Annotated in this window: 29 protein-coding genes; 14 read left to right on the top strand and 15 right to left on the bottom strand. The window is 67.9% G+C overall.

Translation table 11 applies throughout. The features are described 5' to 3' along the window. The first annotated feature begins 6 nt into the window (after window positions 1-6). The 4 genes from BWQ93_RS18410 to BWQ93_RS18395 are packed head-to-tail and all read left to right on the top strand — an operon-like array spanning window position 7 to window position 2757. On the top strand, window positions 7-1227 hold the full coding sequence (locus BWQ93_RS18410) for an RluA family pseudouridine synthase (RefSeq protein WP_077032536.1): 1221 nt from the start codon (window positions 7-9) through the stop codon (window positions 1225-1227). Continuing rightward, on the top strand, window positions 1227-1838 hold the full coding sequence (locus BWQ93_RS18405; protein WP_077031753.1) for an FMN-binding negative transcriptional regulator: 612 nt from the start codon (window positions 1227-1229) through the stop codon (window positions 1836-1838). The genes BWQ93_RS18410 and BWQ93_RS18405 overlap by 1 nt, the downstream gene beginning before the upstream one ends. Beyond that, a complete protein-coding gene (locus tag BWQ93_RS18400) occupies window positions 1835-2071 on the top strand; it encodes a hypothetical protein (RefSeq protein ID WP_077031752.1) in 237 nt (78 codons plus the stop codon). The genes BWQ93_RS18405 and BWQ93_RS18400 overlap by 4 nt, the downstream gene beginning before the upstream one ends. Then, window positions 2068-2757 (top strand): ATP12 family chaperone protein, encoded by a 690-nt coding sequence (locus BWQ93_RS18395; RefSeq protein ID WP_077031751.1) that lies wholly within the window; start codon window positions 2068-2070, stop codon window positions 2755-2757. The genes BWQ93_RS18400 and BWQ93_RS18395 overlap by 4 nt, the downstream gene beginning before the upstream one ends. A 139-nt stretch (window positions 2758-2896) precedes the next feature. Here the strand turns inward: BWQ93_RS18395 and BWQ93_RS18390 are convergent, their stop codons facing one another. The 5 genes from BWQ93_RS18390 to BWQ93_RS18370 form a co-directional block, all read right to left on the bottom strand. After that, window positions 2897-3700 (bottom strand): crotonase/enoyl-CoA hydratase family protein, encoded by an 804-nt coding sequence (locus tag BWQ93_RS18390; RefSeq protein WP_077031750.1) that lies wholly within the window; start codon window positions 3698-3700, stop codon window positions 2897-2899. Further along, a complete protein-coding gene (locus BWQ93_RS18385; RefSeq protein ID WP_077031749.1) occupies window positions 3697-4314 on the bottom strand; it encodes a 2-hydroxychromene-2-carboxylate isomerase in 618 nt (205 codons plus the stop codon). The genes BWQ93_RS18390 and BWQ93_RS18385 overlap by 4 nt, the downstream gene beginning before the upstream one ends. A 15-nt stretch (window positions 4315-4329) precedes the next feature. After that, complete coding sequence (locus tag BWQ93_RS18380; protein ID WP_077031748.1) at window positions 4330-4821, bottom strand: hypothetical protein; 492 nt, start codon at window positions 4819-4821, stop codon at window positions 4330-4332. 55 nt (window positions 4822-4876) lie between these two features. After that, entirely contained in the window at window positions 4877-6400 is a 1524-nt protein-coding gene (locus BWQ93_RS18375; RefSeq protein WP_077031747.1) for an acyl-CoA synthetase, read from the bottom strand. 327 nt (window positions 6401-6727) lie between these two features. Next, entirely contained in the window at window positions 6728-7450 is a 723-nt protein-coding gene (locus BWQ93_RS18370; protein ID WP_083721034.1) for a winged helix-turn-helix domain-containing protein, read from the bottom strand. Window positions 7451-7545: 95 nt separating this feature from the next. Here BWQ93_RS18370 and BWQ93_RS18365 point away from each other — a divergent pair, with 95 nt between their 5' ends. Then, window positions 7546-9090: a class I adenylate-forming enzyme family protein gene (locus BWQ93_RS18365; protein ID WP_077031746.1), complete on the top strand. Its 1545-nt coding sequence runs from the start codon at window positions 7546-7548 to the stop codon at window positions 9088-9090. Here the strand turns inward: BWQ93_RS18365 and BWQ93_RS18360 are convergent. The 6 genes from BWQ93_RS18360 to crtY all read right to left on the bottom strand — a co-directional run bounded on the left by BWQ93_RS18360 (window position 9066) and on the right by crtY (window position 14879). After that, complete coding sequence (locus BWQ93_RS18360; RefSeq protein WP_077032534.1) at window positions 9066-10037, bottom strand: AAA family ATPase; 972 nt, start codon at window positions 10035-10037, stop codon at window positions 9066-9068. The two genes, BWQ93_RS18365 and BWQ93_RS18360, sit on opposite strands and share 25 nt — an antisense overlap. Continuing rightward, window positions 10034-10603 carry a nicotinamide riboside transporter PnuC gene (gene pnuC / locus BWQ93_RS18355; protein WP_077032533.1) on the bottom strand — a complete coding sequence of 190 codons (570 nt, stop codon included), beginning with the start codon at window positions 10601-10603 and terminating at the stop codon, window positions 10034-10036. Before pnuC ends, BWQ93_RS18360 begins: the two co-directional genes overlap by 4 nt. After that, a complete protein-coding gene (locus BWQ93_RS18350; RefSeq protein WP_077031745.1) occupies window positions 10600-11559 on the bottom strand; it encodes a phytoene/squalene synthase family protein in 960 nt (319 codons plus the stop codon). Before BWQ93_RS18350 ends, pnuC begins: the two co-directional genes overlap by 4 nt. Beyond that, entirely contained in the window at window positions 11560-12141 is a 582-nt protein-coding gene (locus BWQ93_RS18345; protein WP_077031744.1) for a TIGR00730 family Rossman fold protein, read from the bottom strand. Between the two features lie 96 nt (window positions 12142-12237). Beyond that, window positions 12238-13728 carry a phytoene desaturase gene (locus BWQ93_RS18340; RefSeq protein WP_077032532.1) on the bottom strand — a complete coding sequence of 497 codons (1491 nt, stop codon included), beginning with the start codon at window positions 13726-13728 and terminating at the stop codon, window positions 12238-12240. Further along, window positions 13725-14879, bottom strand: a complete 1155-nt coding sequence (crtY, locus tag BWQ93_RS18335) for a lycopene beta-cyclase CrtY (RefSeq protein WP_077031743.1) — start codon at window positions 14877-14879, stop codon at window positions 13725-13727. Before crtY ends, BWQ93_RS18340 begins: the two co-directional genes overlap by 4 nt. A 74-nt stretch (window positions 14880-14953) precedes the next feature. Between crtY and BWQ93_RS18330 the strand changes: the two genes are divergently transcribed. The 7 genes from BWQ93_RS18330 to trmB all read left to right on the top strand — a co-directional run bounded on the left by BWQ93_RS18330 (window position 14954) and on the right by trmB (window position 21479). Then, window positions 14954-15481 (top strand): GNAT family N-acetyltransferase, encoded by a 528-nt coding sequence (locus BWQ93_RS18330; protein WP_077031742.1) that lies wholly within the window; start codon window positions 14954-14956, stop codon window positions 15479-15481. Beyond that, entirely contained in the window at window positions 15478-16230 is a 753-nt protein-coding gene (locus BWQ93_RS18325) for a sterol desaturase family protein (RefSeq protein WP_077031741.1), read from the top strand. Before BWQ93_RS18330 ends, BWQ93_RS18325 begins: the two co-directional genes overlap by 4 nt. Then, window positions 16184-16606: a DUF2141 domain-containing protein gene (locus BWQ93_RS18320; RefSeq protein WP_232314662.1), complete on the top strand. Its 423-nt coding sequence runs from the start codon at window positions 16184-16186 to the stop codon at window positions 16604-16606. The genes BWQ93_RS18325 and BWQ93_RS18320 overlap by 47 nt, the downstream gene beginning before the upstream one ends. A 33-nt stretch (window positions 16607-16639) precedes the next feature. Continuing rightward, complete coding sequence (lnt, locus tag BWQ93_RS18315) at window positions 16640-18376, top strand: apolipoprotein N-acyltransferase (protein ID WP_077031739.1); 1737 nt, start codon at window positions 16640-16642, stop codon at window positions 18374-18376. A 52-nt stretch (window positions 18377-18428) separates the two neighbouring features. Beyond that, window positions 18429-19652, top strand: coding sequence for a methionine adenosyltransferase (gene metK, locus BWQ93_RS18310; RefSeq protein ID WP_077031738.1), 1224 nt, complete (start codon window positions 18429-18431; stop codon window positions 19650-19652). An 88-nt stretch (window positions 19653-19740) separates the two neighbouring features. Next, window positions 19741-20724, top strand: a complete 984-nt coding sequence (locus BWQ93_RS18305; protein WP_156878288.1) for a hypothetical protein — start codon at window positions 19741-19743, stop codon at window positions 20722-20724. A 41-nt stretch (window positions 20725-20765) separates the two neighbouring features. Beyond that, window positions 20766-21479, top strand: a complete 714-nt coding sequence (trmB, locus tag BWQ93_RS18300; RefSeq protein ID WP_077031736.1) for a tRNA (guanine(46)-N(7))-methyltransferase TrmB — start codon at window positions 20766-20768, stop codon at window positions 21477-21479. A gap of 3 nt (window positions 21480-21482) precedes the next feature. On the opposite strand, the gene BWQ93_RS18295 is transcribed toward trmB, so the two are convergent. The 4 genes from BWQ93_RS18295 to BWQ93_RS18280 all read right to left on the bottom strand — a co-directional run bounded on the left by BWQ93_RS18295 (window position 21483) and on the right by BWQ93_RS18280 (window position 24776). Then, window positions 21483-22349 (bottom strand): Rossmann-like and DUF2520 domain-containing protein, encoded by an 867-nt coding sequence (locus BWQ93_RS18295; protein ID WP_077031735.1) that lies wholly within the window; start codon window positions 22347-22349, stop codon window positions 21483-21485. After that, window positions 22349-23446, bottom strand: coding sequence for a prolyl aminopeptidase (gene pip, locus BWQ93_RS18290; RefSeq protein WP_232314661.1), 1098 nt, complete (start codon window positions 23444-23446; stop codon window positions 22349-22351). The genes BWQ93_RS18295 and pip overlap by 1 nt, the downstream gene beginning before the upstream one ends. Further along, complete coding sequence (locus BWQ93_RS18285) at window positions 23443-23931, bottom strand: FKBP-type peptidyl-prolyl cis-trans isomerase (protein WP_077031733.1); 489 nt, start codon at window positions 23929-23931, stop codon at window positions 23443-23445. Before BWQ93_RS18285 ends, pip begins: the two co-directional genes overlap by 4 nt. Before the next feature lie 506 nt (window positions 23932-24437). Further along, window positions 24438-24776, bottom strand: a complete 339-nt coding sequence (locus BWQ93_RS18280; RefSeq protein ID WP_077031732.1) for a hypothetical protein — start codon at window positions 24774-24776, stop codon at window positions 24438-24440. 83 nt (window positions 24777-24859) lie between these two features. Between BWQ93_RS18280 and BWQ93_RS18275 the strand changes: the two genes are divergently transcribed. Then, window positions 24860-25786, top strand: coding sequence for a LysR family transcriptional regulator (locus BWQ93_RS18275; protein ID WP_077031731.1), 927 nt, complete (start codon window positions 24860-24862; stop codon window positions 25784-25786). Window positions 25787-25912: 126 nt separating this feature from the next. Next, window positions 25913-26680, top strand: a complete 768-nt coding sequence (locus BWQ93_RS18270; protein ID WP_077031730.1) for a sulfite exporter TauE/SafE family protein — start codon at window positions 25913-25915, stop codon at window positions 26678-26680. Window positions 26681-26849 lie beyond the last annotated feature (169 nt).

Genomic DNA, 26849 nt, shown 5'->3' with positions numbered 1-26849 from the left:
GCGAAAATGGACGCTGCCAAAATGGATGGGGCGACGATCGCCGAGGAGGATGATGGCATCAGGCTCGACCGCTGGTTCAAGCGCCACCGCGAGGGCACGCCGCATGCGCTGCTCGCGCGCTGGGCGCGGTCGGGGCAGCTGACGCTCGACGGCAAGAAGGCCGATGTCTCCGACCGCATCGCGACGGGGCAGAAGCTCGTGATGCCGACCCCGCCGGTCGAGGCCGAGGCGCGGCCGGCGCGCAAGGGGCGGCCGCTGACCGACGCCGATGTCGCGCTCGCGACGGGGATGGTGATCCACCGCGACGCCAGCGCGATCGTGCTCAACAAGCTGCCGGGGCTCGCCACCCAAGGCGGGACCAAGACCGAGAGCCACGTCGACGGGCTGCTTGACGCGCTGAAATTCGACGGGCCGGTGCGGCCCAAGCTCGTCCACCGGCTCGACAAGGACACGTCGGGCGCGCTGCTGATCGCGCGCACCCCGCGCGCCGCGGCCTATTTCGCCAAAAGCTTTTCGAACCGCAGCGCCAAGAAGACCTATTGGGCGCTGATCGTCGGCGTGCCCGACATCCAGCAGGGCGAGATCGACCTGCCGCTCGCCAAACAGCCCGGATCGGGCGGCGAGAAGATGCATGTCGACGACAAGGGCCTGCCGTCGAAGACGCGCTACCGCGTGATCGAGCGCGCGGGCAACAGCGCGGCGTGGGTCGAGCTGCAGCCGCTGACCGGGCGCACGCACCAGCTGCGCGTGCATATGGCGGCGATCGGCCATCCGATCGTCGGCGACGGCAAATATGGCGGCAAGGGCGCGTTCCTGACCGGGACGATCAGCCGCAAGATGCATCTGCACAGCCGCCGCTTGCGCATCGACCACCCCGACGGCGGCGCGATCGATATCAGCGCCGACGTGCCCGAGCATTTTGCCGCGAGCCTCGACGCGCTGGGGTTCGACCCGCTGCTCGGCGAGGTCGGGACCGATGGGCAGGAAAAGGGTCCGCCGCCGAAATCGGCGCTGAAGGCGCAGGCGAAGGCGCACAGCAAGCAGATCCGCAAGGCGCGGCGCGGCGAGCGGCGCGGACGCACGGCCGACAGCAAGCCGACCGACTTCGTCGGCAAGCCGAAACCCAAGCCCAAGGCGGGCAAGCCCGGCAAGCCGGCGCCGGCCAAGCCGGCGGGCAGGAAGCCGTCCGCGAAAAAACATCCGGCGCGGCCCGCCAAGCCGCGCTGATGCACCCCGATCCGTCCTTTCGGCCCAAGGATGCCGACCTCGCCGCGCTGCTGGTGCGCGAGATCGGTTTTGCGGCGATCTTCGCGAGCACCCCCGACGGGCCGCGCGTCGCGCACGCGCCGGTGGTGCTCGGCGCGGACGCGCGCACGCTGCAATTCCACCTGTCGCGCGGCAACGGGCTGACGAAGCATCTGGGCGGCGCGCAGGCGATCGCGGTGGTGCAGGGCCCCGACGCCTATGTCAGCGCGAGCTGGTACACGGCGGCCGACCAGGTGCCGACGTGGAATTATGTCGCGGTCGAGATGGAAGGCCGTGTCCGCAAGCTCGACCGCGAGGAACTCGTCGGACAGCTCGACGCGCTGTCGGAAAGCCATGAAACGCGCGCGGGCATCGATCCGCCGTGGACACGCGCCAAGATGAGCGCGGCGATCTTCGGCAAGATGGCCGATGCGATCATCGGGTTCGAACTGGCGATCAGCGCGTGGCGCCCGACGCTGAAATTGTCGCAGAACAAACCCGCGGACGAACGCGCGCGGGTGATCGAGGGGCTGAAGGCGCAGGGCCATGGCGCGCTCGCGCATCTGATGGAGCAATTGGGAGGCAGAGGATGAACCCGACCAACGAGGCGCTGGCGAGGAAGCGCTTTTTTGCGATCAACCTGATGCGCGTGATGGGGATCGCCTTCCTGATGGCGGGTTTCATCCTGATCGCCGGGCGCTGGGAGCTCGCGGGGCAGCCGACCGACCGTTATATCGGCGTCGGGCTGGTGCTGATCGGGGCCTTCGACTTCGCGGTCTTCCCGATGCTGCTCGCGCGGCGCTGGCGTTCGCCGCGCGATTTATGAAGCGTTTCTGGACTGAGGTCGCCGTCGTCCCCGAGGACGGCGGGTGGGGCATCGCGCTCGACGGGCGCCCCGTGCGCACGCCGCAGCGAGCGCCGCTGGCGGTGGCGAGCCCCGCGCTGGCCGAAGCGATCGCGGGTGAATGGGCCGCGGTCGGTGAGAAGATCGACCCTGCGGCGATGCCGATGACGGGGTTGAGCAATGCCGCGATCGATATTGCGGCGCCCGACCTTGCGGCTTTTGCCGAACCGGTGGCGGCTTATGCGACGAGCGAGCTCTTCTGTTATCGCGAGGATCGCGACGCCGTGCTGATGGGCGAGCAGGCGGCGCTGTGGAACCCGCTGCTGGCGTGGGCCGAGGCGCGTTACGGGGTCGAATTTGCGATTACGCAGGGGATTCTGCCGATCGACCAGCCGCCCGCGACCGTCGCGGCCTTGCGCGGCGCAGTGCTGACGCTCGACGCGTGGCGGCTGACCGCGCTGACGCCGCTGACGACGATCGGCGGGTCGCTGGTCGCGGGGCTGGCGCTGATCGAGGGCGCGCATGACGCCGGTGCTTTGTGGCAGGCGGTGAGCCTCGACGAGCTCTATCAGGAGCGCCGCTGGGGTGCCGACGATCTGGCGATTACGGCGCGCGAGAAGAAGCAGGCCGACTGGGACAATGCGGTGCGGTTTCTGGGGTTGCTCTGACCAGATCCTCCCCACGCGAAGCGATGGGGAGGTGGCAGCGCGAAGCGCTGACGGAGGGGTAGTATCACTGCCGTCTAAACCCCTCCACCACCGCTTCGCGGCGGTCCCCCTCCCCAACGCTTCGCGATGGGGAGGATCTTTAGTCCACGAACTTCGGCGCGCGCTTTTCCATCCCCGCCATCACCGCCTCGATCTGGTTGGGGGTGCGGATCACCTTGACCTGCTCGTCGCTCTCGGCCTGCAGGATTTCGGCATCGCTCGCGTCGGTGAGCATGTTGCAGAGGCGCTTGGCGCCGCGGATCGCGTGGGGGTTCTTGTTCGCGATCGTCTCGGCGAGTTCCATCGCGCGGGCCAGCGGATCGTCCGAGACATGCGTCGCGAAGCCGAGCAGCTTCGCCTCCGAGCCATTGAATTCGCGGTTGGTATAGATCATCTCGCGCAGCACGTCGTCGGCGACCTGCGTGCGCCACAGCGCCATGCCCGCGACATCGGGAACGAGGCCCCAGCGCATCTCCATGATCGCGATGCGCGTGTCGGGGTGGACGATACGGATGTCGGCGGCCGCCATGATCTGGCTGCCCGCGCCGAAGGCGACGCCGTGCACCGCCGCGATCACCGGCACCGGCAGCTCGCGCCAGCCCCACGCCGCATATTGGGCGTTGTTCGACACCCCGCGCGTGCGGTCGGAGAGGGTGCCGCCCGCGCTGCTCGCGCCCGGGTCGCGGTCGGCGCTGAGGCTCGACAGGTCGAGCCCGGCGCAGAAGGCGCGCCCCTCGCCCGACAGCACGACTACGCGCAGCCCCGCAGTGGCTTTCAATTGGTCGATCGCCTCCGCCAGCGCCGCCCACATCGCCGCGTCGAGCGCGTTCATCTTGTCGGTGCGGATCAGCCGGACGTCGGCGATGCCGTTTTCCAGCATGGTGATGGAGATGCGGTCTTTCATGCAGCGTTCCTTGCGAGCGCCGCTGCGACGAGCGGCAGTTGGTCGTTTCCGAAATACATGTCGTCGCGGTCGACGAAAATGGACGGAGATCCGTAGCCGCCGCGCGCGATAAACTCCTCGGTATTGGCGCGCAGCCGCGCCTTGACCGGGTCGCTGCCCGCGGCGACCGCGAGCGCGGCGCCGTCGAGCCCCTCCGCATCGGCGACCGCCGCCAGCACCGCGGGATCGTCGAGATTTTCCTGCCGGTCGAAATAGCTGGCGAAGGCGCCGCGCGCAAAACTGACGAGCGCCGCCTGGTCGTCCTCGAGCGCGCAGCAGAAGCGCATCGCGGCGATGCTCTTCGCCGGATGCCACTGCGACGGGAAGTTCATCGGCACGCCCGCGAGCGCCGCCCAGTCCTTGAGCACCTTCCAGCTGTGCAGCAGCCGCCGGTTGTCGGCCTGTTCGCGCGCTGCATAGACCGCGGGATTGACCGCGTTGAACACCCCGCCGACGAGGATCGGGCGGTAGCGCGCGCTTGCCCCGGCCTGTTCCAGCACCGCGGGCAGATTGTGGAAAGCGAGACAGGTCCAGGGCGAGGACAGGTCAAAGAAAAATTCGACGCGGTCGTTCACCCCGGACCTCCCTGATCAGCCGACCTTGAGTTCGATGTCGGGCGCGTTCGGACAGGCGATGCGCACCGACTTGTACGCAGGCAGCGCGTTCGGAATGTCGAGGCTGAGCGTCACCGGCGTCACCACCTGCGGCGTCGCGCCGTCGGGGGCGTTGGCGCGCAGCAGCACGACCTGGTTCGGCGGGTTCATCCTGTCGAGCGGCCCGGCCTGCAGCGCGGTCGCATAGCCCGCGACCGGGGCGTTGGCGGTGCCGCTGATCTTGAGCGTCTTGGTCGCCGTATCGATGGTCGCCGCCAGCTTGACGTCGGTCAGCTTGTCGCAGGCGTTGGGTTTCGCCGGATCGATCGGGATCGGCGTCTGCGCCGGAGCAGCAGCCGGAGCGGGCGTGCCCGGGGTCGCGGCCGTATCGGCGGCGGCGGTTTCGGTGGGCGGCGGCGTTTCCTTTTTGCCGCAGCCCGCCAGTCCCACGGCCAGCGCGATCGCCGCCGTCATCATCGCCTTGTTCATATGCCTGCCTCCAATTTGGGGCGGCGGTTCGTCGGTCCGCCGCCGACTCGCGCGGTCAATTCGTCCGCGCCCAATATTGGTCGCGGAGCAGGCGCTTGTATAGCTTGCCGGTGTCGTGGCGCGGCAGCGCTTCCATGAAATCGATGCGGCGGGGGATTTTTACGCCCGACAGTTTTTCGCGCGCATAAGCAATGAGTTCGTCGCGCAGCGCGTCGCCGGCATCGGCCATGTTCGCGGGCTGGATCACCGCGATCACTTCCTCGCCGAAATCGTCGTGCGGGCCGCCGACGACCGCGACGTCGGCGACCGCGGGGTGGGTGACGAGATGATTCTCGATCTCCTGCGGATAGACGTTCACCCCGCCGGTGATGATCATGAAGCTCTTGCGGTCGGTGAGATAGAGGAAACCCTCATCGTCGAGCTTGCCGACGTCGCCCAATGTCGACCAGCCCTTCGAATTGCGGCTCGACGCGGTCTTTTCGTCGTCGCCATGATATTCGAAGACATTCTCGCTTTCGAAAAAGACCGTGCCTTCCTCATTCGGCCCGAGCTCGGTCTCGTTGTCCTCGCCCATGATGTGCACGGTGCCGAGGATCGGGCGGCCGACGCTGCCCTTGTGGGTCAGCCAGTCGGCGCTGGAGATGAAAGTCATGCCATTGCCTTCGGAGCCGGCATAATATTCGAAGAGCACCGGCCCCCACCAGTCGATCATCGCCTGCTTGACCGGGACCGGGCACGGCGCGGCGGCGTGGATCGCGACCTTCATCGACGAGACGTCGTAGCGCGCGCGGACGTCTTCGGGCAGCTTGAGCATGCGCACGAAATGCGTCGGCACCCACTGGCTGGAATTCACGCGATACTTTTCGATATGCGCGAGCGCGGCCTCGGGATCGAATTTCTTCATCAGCACGACGGTGCCGCCGAGGCGGTGGATCGTCATCGACCAGCGCAAAGGCGCGGCGTGATAGAGCGGCGCGGGCGAGAGATAGACGCTGTTCGCGTCGATCTGGAAGACCGCCGAGGCGAGCATCACGAGGCTGTTGGTCGCGTCGATCGCCGGATCCTCGGGCAGCGGGACGCGCACCCCCTTGGGCCGCCCGGTGGTGCCCGACGAATAGAGCATGTCGACCCCTGCGCGCTCGTCGGCGACCGGGGTGGCGGGCATCGCGGCGACGACATCCTCCCAATTGCCATAGCCCGCGATGGTGCCGCCCATCGCGAAGCGTTCGATCGTCGTGGTCAGCGCCTGCGCGGCGTCGGCGAGGCTCGCCGAGACGACGAGCAGCGTCGCGCCCGAATTTTCGAGAATATAGTCGGTCTCGTCCTGCGTCAGCCGCGACGAGATGCACACATAGCGCAGCCCCGCGCGCTGTGCGCCCCAGGTGAGGCCGTAATAATGCGGGGTGTTGTCGAGCATGAAGGCGACGACATCGTCATGGCCAAGCCCGTGCGCGCGGAACAGCTGTGCGACCTGATTCGATGCGGCGTCGAGATCGCCATAGCTGATCGCCTCCCCCGTTTCGGCGACGATGATCGCGGGCTTGTCGGGATGGGTGCGCGCGTGGACGGACGGATGCATCGGGGCTTCTCTCCAACAGGGGTCATTGGTTTCTTTATGTCCGAAGTCAGTAGCAAGCTGAAACTTTTGGTCAAGCGAGGGCGGGAGAAGGGCAGGATATGTGAAATGGCGGGGCAAGATTGGGGGAGGGCACGGGCGCTCAGATCCTCCCCACGCGCAGCGATGGGGAGGTGGCAGCCCGCAGGGCTGACGGAGGGGTTCGACGCCGTCAAAGGTCAGCGCAAGGCCAGACCCCTCCACCACCGCTTCGCGGCGGTCCCCCTCCCCATGGCTGCGCCAAGGGGAGGATCTTAAGGGCAGCTCACCCCAAAACCGCCGCCTTCCCCCTCACCCCGCGCCCTCCGGCCGCGAGCGCAGCGCATAGCCCTGCCCCTTGACCGTGCGTAGCATCGGCCAGGCGAAACCGCGGTCGACCTTGGCGCGCAGCCGCGACATATGCACCTCGACGCGGTTGGTGCCGGGGTCGAAGTCGATCCGCCACACCGCCTTGAGCAAAGCGGCGCGCGACACCGGGCGGTCGGGGATGCGTGCGAGGTTGGCGAGCAGGTCGAATTCGCGCAGCGGCATCGCGATGAGCTGCCCCGCGCGCTCGACACGGCGGTCGATCAGGTCGATGCGCAGCTCGCCCTCCCCGAGTTGCCCCTTCGCCATGCGGCTGCGCCGCAGCAGCGCCGCGATCCGCGCGACGACCTCCGCCGGGTCGGCGGCCCAGCCGACCGCATCGTCGGCCCCCGCCGCGAGCGCGAGCAGGCGGTCGGCGCGGCGGTCACGATCGGTCAGCACCAGCAGCGGCCGCCGCTCGGCAATCCCGCGTGCCAGCGTGACGATCGCGGCGGGGTCGGAGCCGTCGTGAAAGGGATCGATCGCGAACAGGTCGAAGCCGGTCTCGCGCCACAGCCGCGCCGCGCCTGCGATCGGCGGCAGCTCGACGGTGCGGAAGCCAGCGGCGGCGAGCGCGTCGGCCAGACGGATGCTCCGCTCCGCCAGCGCGTGTCTGATGCCGACGAGCGGCAGGGCCCCGGTCGCGGCACGGGCGTCGATTGGCTCCATCGCCCTACCCACTCAACGCACCCTTTGCCCCACTCCTTTGCGGCCGGTCCCTTCGATGCGTTGCACGCTACGCCCGCTGTGCTAACGAATCGTCCATGACCGCTTCCGACCTGCTAGCCGGCGACTTCGCCACCCTGCCCGACCTGATCCGCACCCACGCCGCCGAGCGTCCCGACGCCATAGCCGCGGCCGATCCCGCGCGGCGGCTGAGCTGGTCCGAACTGGACGCATTGGTCGATCGCATCGCCGCGCGGTTGCAGCAGGACGGTTTTGCCAAGGGCGACAGCACCGCGATCGCGGGGCTCAACAGCGTCGAGCAGATGGCGACCATCCTCGGCACGCTGCGCGCGGGCGGGGTCGCGGGGCTGATCACCAACAGCGCGACGGGCGAGCAGATGGCGGCGATGATCGCCGACACCGGCGCGCGGCATTTGTTCCTCGACGCCGCGGCGTCGGCGAGCCTGGAGGGGCAGATCGTCACCGCGAGCGACCGCATCGCGATGGACGGCAGCGACGTCGGCACCCCGCTCGATGCCTGGCTGTCGCTGGCGGGCGCGAAGCCGGCGCCGGTCGATATCCTGCCCGGCGACGGCTTCAACATCATCTATTCGTCGGGGACGACGGGCACGCCCAAGGGCATCGTCCACAGCCATGCGATGCGCTGGCAGCATATCGTCCGCGGCGCGCCCGCCTATGGCCCGAATGCGGTGACGATCCTCTCGACCCCGCTCTATTCGAACACGACGATGGCGAGCTTCATGCCGACCGTGGGGTCGGGCGGGCAGGTCGTGCTGATGAAGAAATTCGACGCGCGCGGATTCCTGGAGCTCGCCGAGCGCGAGCGCGCGACCAACACGATGCTGGTGCCGGTGCAATATCGGCGGATCATGGCGCTCAAGGATTTCGACAGCTTCGACCTCACAAGCTTCGTCATGAAATATTGCACCTCGGCGCCTTTCGCCGCGTCGCTCAAAGCCGACGTGCTCAACCGCTGGCCGGGCGGGCTCGTCGAAATCTATGGCATGACCGAGGGCGGTGCAGCGTTCATCCTCGAGGCGCATCAATTCCCCGACAAGCTCCACACCGTCGGCCGCCCGGCGCCGGGCCATATCGCGAAGGTGATCGACGAAGAGGGCAACGAGCTGCCGCAGGGATCGGTCGGCGAAGTCGTCGGCAGCAGCCCCGCAATGATGACCGGATACAACAACCGCCCCGACGCGACCAAGGCGATGCACTGGTACGACGCCGACGGCCGCCTTTTCTATCGCCACGGCGACATCGGGCGGATCGACGAGGACGGCTTCCTGACGCTGATGGACCGCGCGAAGGACATGATCATCTCGGGCGGGTTCAACATCTTTCCGAGCGACCTCGAAGGCATTTTGCTCGCCGACGACCGCGTCGTCGAGGCGGCGGTGGTCGGCATGCCGAGCGAGGAATGGGGCGAGACGCCGGTCGCCTTCGTGGTGCTGAAAGATGGCGCCGATGCGGAGAGCGTGCGGGCCGACTGCAACGCGAAGGTCGGCAAGACCCAGCGGCTGAGCGCGGTCACGGTGGTGGACGAACTGCCGCGCAGTCCGATCGGCAAGGTGCTGAAGCGCGAGCTGCGCGACCGTTACGCGCCGAGCCCCGCCGCCTGAATCGTTGCGAGCGCGCTCTGGACGCGCGCCTCGCCTTCGCCCTCGACCCACGCCCAGCGTGCGCCGCGCCGGTCGAGCTCGGTGATGGCGGCGTCCATGAACTGGCGCCGCGCAAGGTCGCTGCCGAACAGCCGCGTGCCGTCGTCGCACCACGGCAGGTCGAGCGCGGGGACGAGGTAAAGATCGGCGAGATCGTCCCACGCGTCGATTTCGGGCAGGCGCGCGCCGAGCAGCATGATCGCCCACGCCTGCGTCATCAGCGGGTCGGTATCGGCGATCATCAGCAGCCCGGCGTGGCGGCGCAGCGCGGCGTCCATCGCGACATGGCCCACGAAGATGCGCAGCAAATCCTCGGCGTCGAGCGCGGTACCGAAGACCTCGCAATAGGTGCGGCCATATTCGGGCATCAGCACGGTATCGAAATGGCGCGCGAGCCGCGTGCCGAGCGTCGATTTGCCGACGCTTTCGGGGCCGTGGAGTACGATACGGCGGCGGAAGTGGGCGCGCACCGGCTCGGCGAGCCAGCGCCATTCGGTGGCGGGATCGCCCCGCACCCCGGTGCCCGAGACGGGGATGGCGGTGCGGTCGATATCGACGGGTACGAAGCGCGCACCGACCCGCGCGGCGAGTTCCTCGCCATAGGGCTCGGAAGCGAAGACGAGGTCGATCGGTGCGGGGTGCGCCACGCGCACGATATCGGTCCAGATCGCCCAGAAACCGGGATCCTCGGCGGGCTCCTGCGGCACCACCGCGCCGTGGCCGATCACCTCGCAGTCGGGATAAAGCGCCCGGACCCAAGCGAGCCGCTTTTCGCCCGGGATCGGGTCATTGGGCAACCAGCAGACGAGGATCGTCAGCCGGTCGACCATCGCGCGCGCGGTTTCGATGAGCAGCTGGTGCCCGGCGTGAAGCGGCAGGAATTTTCCCAGCAGGAAACCCGTGGTCATGCCGCCGCCTTTCCATCCGCTGCCGCCCGGCGCCACTGGATCAGGCCGACGAGCGACATCAGCAGAAACAGGGCATAGAGCCCCGCTGTCAGCACCAGCCCGCGCGAGGCGAAAAGCGGGATGGCGAGCAGGTCGACCCCGATCCACAGCCACCAATTTTCGACCATCCGGCGCGCCATCAATATTTGCGCCGCGACGCTCATCATCGCTATGGCGCCGTCGACCCACGGCGCGGCGGCGTCGGTAAAGCGCGCCATGCCCGCGCTCCACACCAGCCACGCCGCGACGATCCCCGCGGCCCAGAGGGCGCGGCTTTTGGGCGCCATCCAACGCACCGGCACTTGCGCCGCCGCGCTCGCCGCGCGCCACGCGATCCAGCCGTAGATCTGCACGACGAAGAAAAAGAGCTGGAGCAGCGCGTCGCTGTAGAGCCGCGTCTCATAGAAGATCAGCGCGTAGATGCAGACCATTGCGAGCCCGAAGGGATAGTTCCAGACGCTGCGCGCGACGACGAGCGCTACGTTGAGCAGGCCGAGCACGACCGCCACCCATTCCCATTCGCTCATGCCGCGGTGCCGCTCCGCGGCCGCGTCCACAGGCCGTCGCGGTCGATCCGCCGCTGCGGCGGGCGGCGCAGCACCGACCAGCCGGCGCGCGCGACCCAGCCGAGCTTGGCGACGAGCGAGGTGCCCGCGCGGTGGTCCCACGCATGGTCGCCGCGCGCCCGCACCTCGCGCGCGATGTCGCCATAGATGCCCGCGGCGGCGAGTACCGCCCAGCGGCTGCGCGGGGGCAATTTGCGTGCGCCCCAGCGCGCCGACGCCTCATATTCCTCGGCCATTTCGGAGAGCCATTTGGCCATGATCGAAAGCCGCGGGCGAAAGGCGGGGTGCATGTGCTGGCCGGGCGGGATGTCGAGTTCGACCATCCATTCGACGGGCAGGTAACAGCGGTCGGCGGCGGCATCCTCGGCCACGTCGCGCGCGATATTGGCAAGCTGGAAGGCGATGCCGAGGTCGCAGGCGCGGTCGAGCGTCGTCTCGTCCTTGGGGTCGATGCCCATCACCAGCGCCATCGCCACCCCGACCGCGCCCGCGACATGATAGCAATAGCGCAGCAGGTCGGCCTCGCTGCGCGGACGCCAGTCGGCAGCGTCGAGCTCGAAACCCGCGACGATGTCGTCGATCACCGCGCGCGGGATGGCGACTTCGGTGAGCAGGTAACCCAAGGCGTCGAAGGCGGACTCGCCCGTCGGCTCGCCCTTATAGGCCCGGTCGGTGAGCTCGCGGATGCGCGCGACCGCGGCCCTGGCGTCATGGCCCGCGGTCATCGCGCCGCCATGATCCTGCCCATCGGTCAGATCGTCGGCGGCGCGGCACCAGGCGTAGAGCAGCCACACGCGCTCGCGCGTTTCGCGGTCGAACAACCGGCTGGCGAGTGCGAAGCTTTTCGAGCCCTGCGCGATGCTGTCGTGCGCGAAGCCGTGCAGGTCGTGCGCGTCATAGCCCCCCGCGCGCTCCATCTAGAGGTCGTCGGCCTTCATCGCGAAGATCGGCGCGTGCGGCTGATACGCCGCCATCTTGCCGAGCAAGGGCTCGAGGCTGGCATCGACGACCATGATCCCGGCGTGCGCGGGACGGATGAAGCCGACCGAAATCATATGCTGGTTGAAGGCGATCAGGTCGTTGTAGAAACCCGCGGCGTTGAGCAGCCCGACGGGCTTGGCGTGATAGCCGAGCTGCGCCCAGCTGATCGCTTCCCAGAGTTCGTCCATCGTGCCGACGCCGCCGGGGATGGTGAGGAAGCCGTCGCTGAGGTCGGTGAACATGCGCTTGCGCTCGTGCATGCCCGACACGACGTGGAGTTCGGTGCAGCCGCGGTGCGCGACCTCGCTGCCGACGAGCGCGTCGGGGATCACGCCAATGACTTCGCCGCCGGCTTCGAGCGCGCTGTCGGCGACCGCGCCCATCAGCCCGAGCCGCCCGCCGCCGTAGACGACGCCGATGCCCTTTTCGGCGAGGGTGCGCCCGACATGGCGCGCGGTGTCGATGTAGATCGGGTCGGCGGGGGTGGCGGAGCCACAATAGACGGCGAGGCGTTTCATCGCGTGGGTGCTTTCAAAAATTCCGTTCGGGCTGAGCTTGTCGAAGCCCTGTACTTCTTCCTGCGGCTTTGAAGGAAGAACGGCCCTTCGACAAGCTCAGGGCGAACGGGTTTGGGATTCGAGCATAAGCGCAGCCGTCGCTTTCGCGCTTCCGACAACGCCCGGGATGCCTGCGCCCGGATGCGTGCCCGCTCCCACAAAATAGAGATTGTCGATAACATCATCGCGGTTGTGGGCGCGGAAATATGCGCTTTGCCAGAGCACGGGTTCGAGGCTGAACGCGCTGCCCAGATGCGCCGACAGGTCGCGGCCGAAATCGGCCGGAGTGTAGTGGAAGCTGGTGACGAGATTGTCGCGGAGACCGGGCAAAACGCGCGCCTCGACCTCGTCGAGGATCGCGTCGGCGAACTGGCGTCCGAAATCTCCGTCCCAGTCGGCCTGTGCCTTGCCGAGATGCGCGACCGGGGCGAGCGCGTAGAAGCTGGCATGGCCGGGTGGCGCCATACCCGGGTCGGTGATGCTGGGATGGTGAAGATAGAGCGAGAAGTCGCCCGGCACGACGCCGTTCTTGTAGATGTCGTCGAGCAAGCCCTTGTAGCGGGGACCGAAGAGGATGCTGTGGTGCGCGATATCGGGATAGTCGCCTTTGACCCCTAAATGCACGACGAACAGCGACGGCGACCAGCGCTTGCGCGCGAGGCTCTTCGCGACCTTGGGCCCGCGCTTGTGACCGAGCAGGTCGCGGTAGCTGTGCATCAGGTCGCCGTTGCACGCGACCATATCGGCGGCGGCGTGCCAGCCGCTCGCGGTCGTCACGCCGGTCGCGCGGTCGCCCTGCGTTTCGATTTTCGTCACCGGGTCGCCGAGCCGTAGCGTGCCGCCGAGCCGCTCGAACAACCGCACCATGCCGGCGACCAGCGCATTGGTGCCGCCGCGCGCGAACCACACACCGCCGTCCTTCTCGATCGTGTGGATCAGCGCATAGATGCTGCTGGTCGTCATCGGATTGCCGCCCACCAGCAGCGTATGGAAGGACAAGGCCTGCCGTAGCCTTTCGTCCTGCACATAAGAGCAAACGATCGAATATACGCTGCGCCACGCCTGATATTTCATCAGCGCCGGGGCCGCCTTGATCATCGAGGCGAAGTCGAGGAAGGCCACCGAACCGAGTTTTACATAGCCCTGTTCGTAGACGCCCTTCGAATAGGTCAGGAATTTCTCATATCCCGCAACGTCGGCGGGGTTGAGCCTGGCGATCTCGGCGGCGAGCGCGGCCGCGTCGTTCGAATAGTCGAAATTCGTGCCGTCGGGCCAGTTCAGGCGATAGAATGGCATGACCGGCATCAGATCGACGTCGGCCGCCATGTCGTGCCCGCTCAAGGCCCACAGCTCGTGCAGGCACGGCGGATCGGTGATCACGGTCGGCCCGGCGTCGAAGGTGAAGCCGTCCTGTTTCCAATGATAGGCGCGCCCGCCGGGCTTGTCGCGCGCCTCGACGATCGTCGTCGCGACCCCCGCCGACTGCAGCCGGATCGCGAGCGCGAGGCCGCCGAAACCGGCGCCGATGACGATGGCTTTTTTCATTATTTCCAGTCCAGATTTCGCACCGCGCCCAGCGCGCGCCCGATGGGAACGGGCGGCTTGCCCGACAGGAGACGGAGCTTGTCGCCGCTTGTCGACTGCCCGGCGTAGAAGCGCGCGATCAGCCGCGGCGACAGGCGATAGAAACGCTCGAAGATGCGCACGCGCTCGGCGGGCTCGGCGGCGCGAAACAGCATCGTGTCGAGCAGGCGGTAGAAACGCTGGCGCCGCCAGCCACGCGCCGCGCGAGCGCGCAGCTTTGCGGGCAGATCGGCGCGATCGACCAGCCCGGGCAGCGCGACCGCGGTGCGCACCGCATCGGGCAAGGAATAGCCGGTGGTCGCGTGGAAGGCGCCGGCGCGCGTGCCGATCCGTCCGACCTTGTCGCCCGCGGGCCAGAAACGGTCGAAGTCGCCCGCGATCACAACCGGCAGCACCCCCGTTTCCTCGCGCGACACGCCGGTGACCTCCCACTCGCGCCACGCGGCATAGGCGCCGATGCGTTCGCGGACCAGGTCGGCGTCGAGATCGGGACTGTCGCTGTAATAGGTGTCCTCGACGAAGATCGTCGCTTCGTCGAGCGGCAGCAGATAGATGAAACGATAGCCGTCGAGCTGTGCGACGCGCGCGTCCATCACCACCGGGTGCGCGAGCCCGTGGCCGCCCTTCACGGTCAGCGCCTGGCCGACGAATTTCTGCCAGCCGCAGGTGAGCGCCGACAGATTGCCCGCCCCGCGCGCGTCGATGACATGCTTCGCATCGAGCCGCCCGCCGCGGCCGAATAGGATATGGTCCGCCGCGACGTGCTTGGCGCGGTCGGCGACGATGCGCCCCTTGGGCAGCGCCGCGGCCACCGCCTCGGCCAGTGCCTCGCCGGTGATGCTCTTGTAGCCCATGCGCAGGGTGCGCGCGTGGTGCGGGAAGCGCACGTCGTAGCCGTGCCAATGGTGGCGGACGAGCGGCGCGACGAGCCAACGGTCCTGCGCGGCGATGTCGCTGTCGAAGAAGGACCAGATATGATTGCCGCCGATCGCCTCGGGCTCGACCAGCCGTATGTCGAGGTCGGGCCGCTTCGTCGCGAGCGCCAGCGCCGCGAGCCCGCCCGCGAGTCCGCCGCCGACGATGGCGATGTCGCACGAGGAGGAGCGGCTGGTCATCCTCCCGCCCTAGCCGCGCTTGCTGCCGGGCGCAAAGCGATTGCGCCATGGCGTGTACGCGCTATCGCGAATCCATGGCCGACCCGCGCATCCAGCCCGCCACGACCGACGACGCGGCCGCGATCGCCGCGATCTATGCGCATCATGTCGCGCACGGCACCGCGAGCTACGACACCGAGCCGCGCAGCATCGCCGCGACCGAGGCGATGATCGCCGATTATATTGCCAGGGGCTGGCCCTTCCTCGCGGCGCGCGATGCCGATGGCGCGCTGCTCGGCTATGCCTATGCCAGCCAGTTCCGCCCGCGCGCCGCCTATGCCTGGGCGTGCGAGGACAGCATCTATGTCGCACCCGCCGCGCAGGGGCGCGGGGTCGGGCGCGCGTTGCTGGGCGCGCTGCTGGTCGCCGCCGAAGCGAGCGGTTTTCGCACGATGGTCGCGGTGATCGGCGGCGCCGAGCCCGCCTCGGTCGCGCTTCACGCCGCGTGCGGCTTTACCCACGCCGGGCGGCTTGCGGGCATGGGATGGAAGCACGGGCGCTGGCTCGACACCGTCTATATGCAGCGCAGTCTGGGTGACGGCATGGCGAGTGCGCCGGCATGACGACGACGCTCGCAATCCTGCTGTCGGCGCTGGCGATGACCGCGATCGTCGGGGTGCGCTATCTGATCAGCAGCGGCGGCTTCGCGCTCGCAACGCGGATCAAGCATCCCGGCCTCTATCGCGGGCTGGAGCCGCAGATGAAGCGCGAGATCGGCTGGAGCCTGGCGAGCGCGGCGATCTACGGCATCCCCGCGGGCGTCGTCGCCTGGGGGTGGCAGGCGCATGGCTGGACGCGAATCTACGCCGATGTCGGCGCCTTTCCGCGCTGGTATCTGCCGGTGAGCCTGCTCGCCTACCTGCTGATCCACGACACATGGTTCTACTGGACGCATCGGTGGATGCACCGGCCGAAGTGGTTCCGCATCGCGCATGCGGTGCATCACGACAGCCGCCCGCCGACGGCCTGGGCGGCGATGAGCTTCCACCCGGTCGAGGCGATCACCGGCGCGGTGGTGATCCCGGCGCTGGTGTTTCTGATCCCGATCCATGTCGCGGTGCTCGGGCTGGTGCTGACGATCATGACGGTGATGGGGGTCGGAAATCATATGGGGTGGGAGATGTTCCCGCGCGCGCTTGTTCATGGACCGGCAGGGCGCTGGCTGATAACCGCGACGCACCATCAGCAGCATCACGCCGCCTATCGGGGGAATTATGGGCTTTATTTCCGTTTCTGGGACAAGGCGTGCGGCACCGATCTGGGGCTTGGCAGCTTTGCTGTCGCTGACCGCGGCGAGCGCCCCCCCTCCTGAATCCGGCAGGCCTAGCATCGACGTCAGCATCTCCGGGCTGCGCAACATGAATGGCCAGGTGCTCGTCTGCCTGACGACCAATGCCAAGGCCTTTCCCGACTGCAGCAAGGACAAGGCGTCGGTGAAGATGGCGGTGAAGGCGGTCGACGCCGCGCATTTCAGGGTCGCGGCGCCCGCGAACGGCACCTATGCGATCGCGGTCGTCCACGACGAGAACAGCAACAACAAGATGGACCTCGCGATCTTCCTGCCCCGCGAAGGCTTCGGCTTCTCGCGCAACCCGACGATCACGGTGGGCGCGCCGAGCTTCAAATCGGCGAGCTTTGCGGTGACGGGCGACAGTGAGCAGGCGATCCGGATGAAATATATGCTCTAGTGGGCGCGCAGCCGTGCGGCTAATAGAGCGCGCGTGACCGCGCTCTCCTCCCGCATCGCCGCTTTCGCCGACCGCTGGCCCAAGCTTCTCGCCCTGCTGCTCGGCGCCGTGTCGGCGACGGGTTTTGCGCCGCTCCACCTGTGGCCGCTGACGCTGGTCGCGCTCGCGGCGTGGATGGCGCTGGTGGCGCGCGCTCCGAAGGGCTGGCGCGCGCTCGGCATCGGCTGGGCCTTCGGGGTCGGGCATTTCACGATCGGGCTGAACTGGATCGCGACCGCCTTCACCTATCAGGCGGCGATGCCCGCGTGGCTCGGGTGGATCGCGGTGGTGCTGCTGGCGCTGTACCTGGCGGTCTATCCGGCGCTGGCGGCGTGGGGGGGGTGGTGGTTCGTTCAGAAAAATCCTCCCCGGAACGGGGAGGTGGCAGCGCGCAGCGCTAACGGAGGGGACCCGCGTCCTTCGGCCGACGCTGCGGAAAGCCGCGAGCCCCCTCCACCGGCTTCGCCGGTCCCCGTCCCCGTTCCGGGGAGGATTTCGCTCTCCTTCATCCTCGCCTTCGCCGCGCTGTGGACGCTGACCGAATGGCTGCGCAGCTGGGTGTTCACGGGGTTTGCGTGGAATCCGTTGACGGTCATCATATTGCGGGACTTTCACGGGCCCGCTTTGATCCGATGGATCGGAACATACGGGGCGTCGGGACTTTTGCTGCTCAACCTTGGCGTCGCATTCCGGCTTTGGATTTACGTGAGACAGTCTTCGCATCCAAAGTTCAACAGCAGTAATATTGCTACGGTATTGACTTGGTCATTTGCGATGGCGCTTTGGCTTACACCGCAGTCGCTTTTGGAGATGGCAACCAAAACGGTTATCCAAACAGCCCCACCCGTCCCCATCACCGTCGTCCAGCCCAATGTCGGCCAGCAGGACAAATGGGTCGGCGCCAAGGCCGACGCCAATTTCGCCAAGCTCGCGCGGCTGACCGCGGCCAAGGACGCCACCCCGCGGCTGATCCTGTGGCCCGAGGCGGCGATCCCGGACTATCTCGAGACCGGCTATCCCTTCGTCTATTACGACCGCTCGCCCGCGGAGGCGCGCGCGCGGCTTGTGGCGCTGATGAACCCGGGCGACCTGATGCTGCTCGGCGGGCTGAAGCTCGAGTTCGACAAGACCGGCGACGCCATCGGCGCGCGCAACGCGGTGCTGACGGTGCACGCCGACGGCAGCCTCGGCCCGCGTTACGACAAGGCGCACCTCGTCCCTTATGGCGAATATCTGCCGATGCGGCCGATATTGTCGGCGATCGGACTTTCGCGCCTTGCCCCAGGCGACATCGATTTCTGGCCCGGACCGGGGCCGAAGACGCTCGACCTCGGCCGTTTCGGCAAGGCGGGGCTGCAGGTCTGTTACGAGATCATCTTTTCGGGGCAGGTCGTCGACCGCGCGCATCGCCCCGATTTCATCTTCAACCCGTCGAACGACGCCTGGTTCGGGTCGTGGGGACCGCCGCAGCATCTGGCGCAGGCGCGGCTGCGCGCGATCGAGGAGGGGTTGCCGGTGATCCGTTCGACCCCCACCGGGATCAGCGCGGTGATCGACGCCGACGGGCGCATCCTCGATTCGGTTCCGATGCACCAGCCGGGACGGATCGACACCGTCGTGCCGCCCGCGCACGCGCCAACGCTCTTCGCGCGCCATGGCAATGTGCTGCCCGTCGGTTTTGCGCTGCTGCTGCTCGCGGCGGCCATTGCCTTTCGGCGGCGCGGGCGTTAACAGCACCCGCCACACATAAAGCTTCCTTTATATTCGTTCCAAGAAGGCTCCCATGCGCAACAGCTTCCTCTTCACCTCCGAAAGCGTGTCCGAAGGCCATCCCGACAAGGTCGCGGACCAGATCAGCGATTCGATCGTCGACCTGTTCCTGTCGAAGGATCCCGAGGCGCGCGTCGCGTGCGAAACGCTGACCACGACCCAGCTCGTCGTGCTCGCGGGCGAAATCCGCTGCAAGGGCGTGTTCGAGAATGACGAGTGGGCGCCGGGCGCGCTCGAGGAAATCGAAACCACCGTCCGCAACACGGTGCGCGAGATCGGTTACGAGCAGGACGGTTTCCACTGGGAGACCTTCCGCTTCGAGAACAACCTCCACGCGCAGTCGGCGCATATCGCGCAGGGCGTCGACGAGAGCGGCGACAAGGACGAGGGCGCGGGCGACCAGGGCATCATGTTCGGCTATGCGTCGGACGAGACCCCCGACCTGATGCCCGCGACGCTCGACTACAGCCACAAGATCCTCGAGCGCATGGCCGCCGACCGCAAGGCGGGCACCGCGCCCTTCCTCGAGCCCGACACCAAGAGCCAGGTCACGCTGCGCTACGCCAACGAGCGCCCGGTCGAGGCGACCGCGATCGTCGTGTCGACCCAGCATGCGCCTGGCTATTATTGGCACAATGGCGAAGGCGACGAAGCCAAGTATCAGGAGCTGCGCAAGTACGTCCTCGGCGTGATCGCCGACGTGCTGCCCGCCGAGCTGCTGACCGCGAACACAGTCTATCACATCAATCCCACGGGCCGCTTCGAGATCGGCGGGCCCGACGGCGACGCGGGCGTCACCGGCCGCAAGATCATCGTCGACACCTATGGCGGCGCCAGCCCGCACGGCGGCGGCGCGTTCAGCGGCAAGGACCCGACCAAGGTCGACCGGTCGGCGGCGTACATCACCCGCTATCTCGCGAAGAACATCGTTGCCGCGGGCCTCGCGCGCCGCTGCACGATCCAGCTCAGCTATGCGATCGGCGTCGCCGAGCCGCTGTCGATCTATGTCGACCTGCACGGCACCGCGGCCGAGGGTGTGAGCGAGGCGGCGCTCGAAGCCGCGATCCCGCAGCTCGTGCGCCTGACGCCCAAGGGCATCCGCACCCACCTCGGCCTTAACAAGGCGATCTACAAGCAGACCGCGGCCTATGGCCATTTCGGCCGCCAGGCCACCGGCGACGCCTTCCCCTGGGAGCGCACCGACCTGGTCGACAAGCTCAAGGCCGCGCTGGCCTGAAGCTTTTGGCAGCGCTTGCCATCGCGGCACCGATCTGACAGCTAGCGCTCGGGTCGAAGGATGCATGATGGCAAGCGGCTGGCATCTTGTGATTTTCTTGCTCGCGTCGGTCGTGGCGGCAATGTCGCCCGCCGCCGCGCAGGACAAATTGCCGGTGAAGCCGGGCAAGCCCTGGACGCATACGCATAGCGGAATCGTCGTTCCCTCGACGCTCGACGAGCTGCCGCGCGTGCGCGCGACGAGCTTCGCCGCGCCCGAGCTCGAGATCAGCCAGAATTTCGCGTCGGAGGACGGGCGCCAGTCGCTGACGCTCTCCATCTTTCGCGACACCAACGGCGCGGTACCCCTTTGGTTCGCGCAGGCCCAGCGCGCGATCCTGCTGCGCGCCGACCTCAAGAATCCGATGCTCGCGGTGCCGCCGCGCGCCTTCACCCCGCCGGGGCAGAGCGCGGCGAGCGGATTGAAGGCGGTCTATGCGCCGACCGAGGTCGAGGGCATCAAGAGCACCGGCGTCGCGCTGTTCGAGGTCGGCGACTGGTATGTGAAACTCCGCGCCAACAGCGCAACGCTGACCCCGCCCGACATGGCCGACTGGATGGAGGGCGTGATCGCCGAGCTGACGCTGCCGCAGGGCAGCGCGGCCGCGGCGGTGCCGGTCGCCGACTGCAAGCCGAAGCTGGCCAAGGCGCCCGAAGCGGCGGGTTCGATGCTCGCCGATGCCGCGCTGACCGCGGGCGTGAAGAGCCCCGCGGCGCGGATCGAGGCCAAGCTCTGGTGCCTCGAGCGCGTCGTGCGCGGCAATTTTGCGGTCTATCGCCCCGATGGCGCGCGCGACCGCTACCTGCTGGCGAGCGGCGACAACGGCAAGGCCTTCCTCGTCCAGCCGCAGGGCAGCGGGCGTATGCGCTATCATTCGGTCAATTTCCTGACCGCGCACCAGGCGACGATCATGCCCGCGCAAAACCGCCTGCCCTCGCCGCAGCGTGTGCTCGACATGGCGGAGGCGAAGCGCATGGTCACGGCGGTGGCGACTTGGCCCCCGCGACCCGCAACCGCGTCCGGACGGCCATAAAGGCCTTCCGCACGCCGCCCCGCCGCGCTAACGCGCGCGACATGACTGCTTACAAGCCCGGCGATCCGACAACGATCAACCGCCTCTACGGCCGCTCCAAAGGCAAACCGCTGCGCGCCGGCCAGCAGGATCTGGTCGATACGCTGTTGCCGCAGATCGCGGTGCCCGCCGACGGCGACGTCACCGCGGCGCGGCTATTCGGCGAGGAGCGGCCGATGCATTTCGAGATCGGCTTCGGCGGCGGCGAGCATATGGCGGGGCGCGCCGACATGCTGCCCGACCATGGCTTCATCGGCGCCGAGCCCTTCATCAACGGCGTCGCGCAGGCGCTGGTCCGTGTCGCGGGCGACCATGGCGCGAGCCTGCCGCTTGGCAATGTGCGCATCCATCATGGCGACGCGCTGGAGGTGCTCCGCCGCATTCCAGATGGGGCGCTCTCCTTTGCCTATCTGCTCCATCCCGACCCCTGGCCCAAGGCGCGCCATGCGAAGCGCCGGATGATGAACGACGGGCCGCTCGACCTGATCGCGGCCAAGCTGAAGCCCGGCGGCGAGTTCCGCTTCGGCACCGACCATCCGGTCTATCTCGAACATGCGCTGATGGTGATGCGGCGCCACCGGCACCAGTATGAGTGGCTGGCGCAAGAGGCGAAGGACTTCCTGACCCGCCCCGCGGGCTGGCCCGAGACGCGCTACGAAGCCAAGGCGCGCACCTTGGGGCATGAGGTCTGGTATTTCCGCTACCGGCGGCGCTGAGCCTCAGCCGTTGAGGATCGTCCGCAAGTCGGGCGACGGATTCTTCCCTGCGAGCGCCAATTCGTCCAGCGTCGCCAGCGCCATCGCGCGATAGGCGGGGAGCAGGTCGGGGCAGTCGTGCGCGATCGCTGCGAGATGGGTGCGGATCGTGCCGGTGTCGCCGCGCAGCAGGGGGCCGGACAGCGCGTCGAAGCCATGTTCGAGGCTGTTTTCGAGCGCCGCGCGGACGAGCGGGGCGAGCAAGGCTTCTGGCTCGTCGGCCCCCGCGGCGCGGAGCGCGTGCGACGCGCCGCTCATCAGCGTGACCAGATGATTCGCGGCGTGCGACAGCGCGGCGTGATAGAGCGCGCGGCGATCCTCGGCGATCTCGACCGCGATGCCGCCGAGGAGGGCGACGAGGGTGCGGGCTTCGGCGAGGGCTTCGCTGTCGGGCGCGGTGATCGCGAAGCGGGCGCCGGCCATACGAAGGGCTTCCTGTTCGGGATCGCCGGTGAAGGTCATCCCGGGATGCACCGCCGCGGTCAAAGCGCCGCGGTCGGCGAACGGCGCGAGGATCGCCGCGCCGCTGCCGCCGCTGACGTGGCAGACGAAGGGTTCGGTGCCCGGCGCGAGGGCTTCGGCGAGCTGGGCCGCCACCGCGGCGAGCGCCGTATCCGCGACCGCAATGACGATGAGGTCGCAGCTGGAAACCAAGCCTTCGATCGAGTCGGCAGCCGCGGCGCCGACGGCGCTCGCGGCGTCCTGCATATGGCCGGCCGACCGCCCCCACAGCAGCACCGGCCCGGCCGAACGCGGCGCGAGCGCCAGCGCCATGGCGCGCGCGACGCGGCCCGATCCGGCGATGCCGACGTGCTGGTAGCGGACGGCCATCAGCCGGTGAGCTTTGGCAGCCCGTCCATGATCGCGGTCAGCGCGAGGGCATTTTCGCGCTCCATCGCGCTGTGCCCGGCGTTGGTCACCACATAAGAGGCGGGCTCGGCGCCAGCACCCTTCAGCGCGGCGACCAGCCGCGAGGCCTGCGTCAACGGGCAGACCTGATCGAAGCGGCCGTGGACGATATGCACTGGGATTTTCGCGAGGATATCGGCGCTGCCGAGCAGGTGGCCGGGTTCGATGAACAGATTGTTCGCGAAATAATGCGCCTCGATCTGCGCAAAGCAGAGCGCGAAGTCGGCGTCGCCGAACTTGCCCGTCGCCGCCGATTCGGGGATCATGTTCGAGATCACGCCTTCCCACAAGGACCAGACGATCGCCGCGTGAAGCTGCTTCTCGCGCTCGGCGTCGCTCGTCGGCACCATGTCGAAGATGCGCTTGTACGCCGCCATGACGTCGCTGCGCTCCTCGACCGTCAGCACCGCAAGCAACTCGCCCCATTCCTCGGGGTAACTGATATACGCGCCGGGCGCGGTAAGCGCATAGGGCGCCTGATGCCAGGTCGCGGCGTTGCCCTGGTAGAGATAGTCGAGATCCTCGGCCGCGCCGAGGAAGATGCCGCGCAGGATCAGGCTGGCGCAATGGCCCGGATGTTCGATGGCATAGGCCATGGCGAGCGTGCTGCCCCAGCTCCCGCCGAAGACGTGCATCCTGCCCGTGATGCCGAGCGCGTCGCGGACCTTCTCGATATCGCCGATCAGGTCGGCGGTGGTGTTCTTGGCGAGCGCGACCGCGGGACCCGCCGAGGCGACGGTGGGCTCGCTCTTGCCGCAGCCGCGCTGGTCGAACAGGATCACGCGGTAGCGTGCGGGGTCGAAGAAGCGCGCCATTTCGGGCGAACAGGCGCCGCCCGGCCCGCCGTGAAGGAACATCACTGGCTCGCCCGCGGGATTGCCATATTCCTCCCAATAGAGGCGGTGGTCGGGGTCGCTGTCGACCGGCAGGTGACCGGTGCGGAGCGCCGGGGTCGCGGGATGGACCCAGCCGTCGCCGATCTTGCTAGAGGTGTCGAGGCGCGAGAAATCCATCGTCATTTCCCCCCGATCGACAGCAGTTCGACGGTGAAGAGCAGGGTCGCGCCGCCGGGGATCGGGCCGCGGCCGGCGATGCCATAGCCAAGGTCGTAGGGGATGGCGAATTCGACCTTGTCGCCGACCGCCATATATTGGACGCCCTCGGTCCAGCCCTGGATCACGCGGTTCAGCGGAAAGGTGGCAGGCTCGCCGCGCGCGACCGAACTGTCGAACTCCGACCCGTCGACGAAGGTCCCGACATAATGGACGGTGACCGCATCCTCCGCGCCCGGCCGCGGCCCCGCGCCGGTACCCGCGATGCGGCGCCAGCGCAGCCCGCTGGCCATGACGTTCCAGCCATTGCCCGCATGGCGCTCGGCGAGCGCGGCCGACTGGCGGTTGAGCCAGGCGGTGGTCACCTGCTGCGCCGGCGGCTCGCCCTGCGCCGCGGCGGGGGCGGCGAGCGCCAAGGCGGCGAGGAAAGACAGGGTGCGGGGCAAGGTCATCGGGATCTCCTAAGTGAAGATCGCGGCATAGCGGGGCGGCGCGGCGGTGCAATCCCTGTTGGCCAAGACGGCCGGTGGAGGGACGGGGTTGGGGTGGGGAGCGGACTTCTTAATCCTCCCTGCGGCGAAGCCGTGGGGAGGGGGACCGCCGAAGGCGATGGAGGGGCCGATGCTTCAAGCGATCGTGTCAGGCCGCCGGCCCCTCCACCATGCTTCGCATGGTCCCCCTCCCCATCGCTGCGCAACAGGGAGGATTATTCCGACAGCTCCCGACCGATGGCGGAAATTGGGGGCGGGCCCGGACGGCGCGGAACGAAAGGAAAGACGCGCCGGCCGCAACCCACCCCGCCCCCTCCCCGCGAAGGGAGGAGGTGTCTCGAAAACCCGCCGATGGAAAAGCCGACACAAACAAAACGGGGCGGCCCTGTATCAGGTACCGCCCCAGTCAGTGGATCCGCCTTGGAGAGGGAGAGGGCGGATCGGAGATTGGTGTCGTCTGGCTTGTCTTAGTTGGCGGCCGCGACCTGCGCGTCGCCCTGCACTTCGCTCACCCCGGCGAGCTTGAGTGCAGCGCGGAACTGCTTGGCAGCGGCGCGTTCGTTGCCGGCTTCGCAGAGCTTCTTGCCGGTCGAGACGAAGCGCTTGGCATTCGCCTGCTTGCCCGCCTCGGCGCCGTTGGCGGCGGTTGAAGCCTGTTCGGCGAGGTTGGCGCAGCGATAGTCGCCGCCCGACTGGGCATAGGCCGGCGAGGTCGTCGCGACGAGGCCGGTGAAGGCCAGGGCCGAAGCGGCGACGATGGCAAAAGCCGAGGGGAAGCGGCGGAAGTTGGAGAGCTGATTGGCCATGGGAGAGGTTCCTTTCGTTTCGTTGTGCAACCTTTTTAGGCGCGATTGCGCAAATAGATAATCCTCTATAATCTGCAAGTGCCTTGAAGCAGGATTTAACAATCCCCCATGGGGTCCTCGACGGGATCGAGGCGTTTCTGCGTGTCGCGGAGCGGCGGAGCTTTTCTGCGGCCGCCGCCGACCTGGGGGTCTCGCCCTCGGCGATCAGCCAGACGATCAAGAGCCTGGAGGCGCGCGTCGGCGCGCCCTTGTTCATGCGCACGACGCGCAGCGTCGGGCTGACGCAGGCGGGCGAGATGTTCTTCGAGCGCGCGGCGCCCGCCTATGCCGGGCTCGGCGATGCCTATGAGGCGGCGCGCAACCTGGGCAACCGGCCCGCAGGAAGGCTGCGCATCAACCTGATGCGCGGCGCGGTGCAGCCGTTGTTCGAACCGATCATCGCGGGCTTTTGCGAAACCTATCCCGAGATCGAGCTGGAAATCTATGCCGAGGATGCGCTGACCGACCTCAGCGCCAACGGCTTCGACGCCGGGGTGCGCATGGGCGAATCGCTCGACGCCGATGTCATCGCGGTGCGGCTGACGGGGCCCTTCCGCTTCGTCGCGGTCGCCGCTCCCGCCTATCTGGACAAACATGGCCGGCCGGAGACCCCCGACGAACTGCGCGACCATCGCTGCGTGCGGATGCGCCTTGGCAGCGGCGCGCTGATGCCCTGGACCTTCGAGAAAGGGAATCGCGAGTTCGAAGTCGGCGTGACCGGCCCGGTGATCGTCAACGACTTCACCGCGATGATGGTCGCGGTCCACGCCGGCGTCGCGATGGGCATGACCGCCGAGCCGGTGGTCAAGGCGCAGGTCGCCGCGGGCCAGCTCGAACTGGTGCTCGGCGACTATGCCTGCTCGACCTCCGGCCTGTTCCTCTATTATCCCAGCCGCAAGCAGGTGATGCCCAAATTGCGCGCTTTCATCGATTATGTGCGCGACTATCTGCCCGACGATGTGACTGGCTGACCGCGTGCACACACCCCTCGCCCTGGCGCGCAAACAAATCCCTTCATCGCGCGCAGAAAAATTGGACTCGCGATTCGCCGCGAAACGCGGCAGCGGGTTGTCAACTAAAGGGGTTGGGATACATTTATGATCGATCTGGCGTCCATCGACTTCGCAGCGTTGCTGCCGTTCATCCTGATCGGCTTCGCCGCGCAGCTGGTCGACGGCGCGCTCGGCATGGCGTTCGGCGTGATCTGCAACACACTGCTCGTCGCGGTGCTCGGCGTGCCGCCCGCGACCGCATCGGCGCGCATCCACGTCGTCGAGATGTTCACCACGGGCGCCTCGGGCCTCAGCCACCTCTTCCACCGCAACATCGACTGGCCCCTGTTCTGGCGCCTGCTGATCCCCGGGGTGATCGGCGGGGTGCTCGGTGCCTATGTGCTGACGTCGCTGCACGCCGATGTCGTGAAGCCCTTCGTGCTCGGCTATCTGGTGCTGATCGGCGTGTGGCTGCTGATCCGCGGCCTGCTCTATCCGCCCAAGTTCGAGAAGCCCAAGGTCGTCGCGCCGCTCGCGGTGGTCGGCGGCTTCCTCGACGCCGCGGGCGGCGGCGGCTGGGGCCCGGTCGTGACCTCGAACCTGCTCGTCCAGGGCGGCGAGCCGCGCAAGGTCGTCGGCACGGTGAACAGCGTCGAATTCTTCCTCGCGGTGTCGGTGTCGATCGCCTTCATCGCCAACCTCGGCTTCGAGGAAATCCTCGGCCCGACGCTGGGCCTGATCATCGGCGGCGTCGCCGCGGCGCCGCTGGGCGCGATGATGGCCAAGCGCTTCTCGCCCAAGGTGATGCTGGTGATGGTCGGCGTCGTGCTGATCGCGACGAGCACCTTCGGGTTGTATAAGGCGCTGAGCTGAGCGGGGCAGCCGCAAAGATCCTCCCCTTGGCGCAGCCATGGGGAGGTGGCAGCGGCTTTAGCCGCTGACGGAGGGGTAATATCACTACCGTCTAAACCCCTCCACCACAGCCTGCGGCGGCGGTCCCCCTCCCCAACGCTTCGCGATGGGGAGGATCTTAAGGAGCAGC

The organism is Sphingopyxis sp. QXT-31, assembly GCF_001984035.1.
In the GTDB taxonomy this organism is placed as follows: Bacteria; Pseudomonadota; Alphaproteobacteria; order Sphingomonadales; family Sphingomonadaceae; genus Sphingopyxis.
The sequence above is the reverse complement of the archived record's forward strand: the minus strand, read 5'-3'. Positions and strand labels throughout refer to the sequence as shown.

Coding starts and splice junctions, on each gene's coding strand:
- BWQ93_RS18295 (WP_077031735.1), bottom strand. CDS start 22,349: ATGGCCGTCCGCTACCAGCACGTCGGCATCGCCGGATCGGGCCGCGTC.
- BWQ93_RS18375 (WP_077031747.1), bottom strand. CDS start 6,400: ATGCATCCGTCCGTCCACGCGCGCACCCATCCCGACAAGCCCGCGATC.
- BWQ93_RS18350 (WP_077031745.1), bottom strand. CDS start 11,559: ATGGAGCGCGCGGGGGGCTATGACGCGCACGACCTGCACGGCTTCGCG.
- BWQ93_RS18380 (WP_077031748.1), bottom strand. CDS start 4,821: ATGAACAAGGCGATGATGACGGCGGCGATCGCGCTGGCCGTGGGACTG.
- trmB (WP_077031736.1), top strand. CDS start 20,766: ATGACTGCTTACAAGCCCGGCGATCCGACAACGATCAACCGCCTCTAC.
- BWQ93_RS18365 (WP_077031746.1), top strand. CDS start 7,546: ATGACCGCTTCCGACCTGCTAGCCGGCGACTTCGCCACCCTGCCCGAC.
- BWQ93_RS18325 (WP_077031741.1), top strand. CDS start 15,478: ATGACGACGACGCTCGCAATCCTGCTGTCGGCGCTGGCGATGACCGCG.
- BWQ93_RS18360 (WP_077032534.1), bottom strand. CDS start 10,037: ATGACCACGGGTTTCCTGCTGGGAAAATTCCTGCCGCTTCACGCCGGG.
- BWQ93_RS18285 (WP_077031733.1), bottom strand. CDS start 23,931: ATGACCTTGCCCCGCACCCTGTCTTTCCTCGCCGCCTTGGCGCTCGCC.
- BWQ93_RS18270 (WP_077031730.1), top strand. CDS start 25,913: ATGATCGATCTGGCGTCCATCGACTTCGCAGCGTTGCTGCCGTTCATC.
- pip (WP_232314661.1), bottom strand. CDS start 23,446: ATGACGATGGATTTCTCGCGCCTCGACACCTCTAGCAAGATCGGCGAC.
- BWQ93_RS18390 (WP_077031750.1), bottom strand. CDS start 3,700: ATGAAAGACCGCATCTCCATCACCATGCTGGAAAACGGCATCGCCGAC.
- BWQ93_RS18330 (WP_077031742.1), top strand. CDS start 14,954: ATGGCCGACCCGCGCATCCAGCCCGCCACGACCGACGACGCGGCCGCG.
- BWQ93_RS18405 (WP_077031753.1), top strand. CDS start 1,227: ATGCACCCCGATCCGTCCTTTCGGCCCAAGGATGCCGACCTCGCCGCG.
- BWQ93_RS18410 (WP_077032536.1), top strand. CDS start 7: ATGGACGCTGCCAAAATGGATGGGGCGACGATCGCCGAGGAGGATGAT.
- metK (WP_077031738.1), top strand. CDS start 18,429: ATGCGCAACAGCTTCCTCTTCACCTCCGAAAGCGTGTCCGAAGGCCAT.
- BWQ93_RS18400 (WP_077031752.1), top strand. CDS start 1,835: ATGAACCCGACCAACGAGGCGCTGGCGAGGAAGCGCTTTTTTGCGATC.
- BWQ93_RS18345 (WP_077031744.1), bottom strand. CDS start 12,141: ATGAAACGCCTCGCCGTCTATTGTGGCTCCGCCACCCCCGCCGACCCG.
- pnuC (WP_077032533.1), bottom strand. CDS start 10,603: ATGAGCGAATGGGAATGGGTGGCGGTCGTGCTCGGCCTGCTCAACGTA.
- crtY (WP_077031743.1), bottom strand. CDS start 14,879: ATGACCAGCCGCTCCTCCTCGTGCGACATCGCCATCGTCGGCGGCGGA.
- BWQ93_RS18395 (WP_077031751.1), top strand. CDS start 2,068: ATGAAGCGTTTCTGGACTGAGGTCGCCGTCGTCCCCGAGGACGGCGGG.
- BWQ93_RS18370 (WP_083721034.1), bottom strand. CDS start 7,450: ATGGAGCCAATCGACGCCCGTGCCGCGACCGGGGCCCTGCCGCTCGTC.
- BWQ93_RS18280 (WP_077031732.1), bottom strand. CDS start 24,776: ATGGCCAATCAGCTCTCCAACTTCCGCCGCTTCCCCTCGGCTTTTGCC.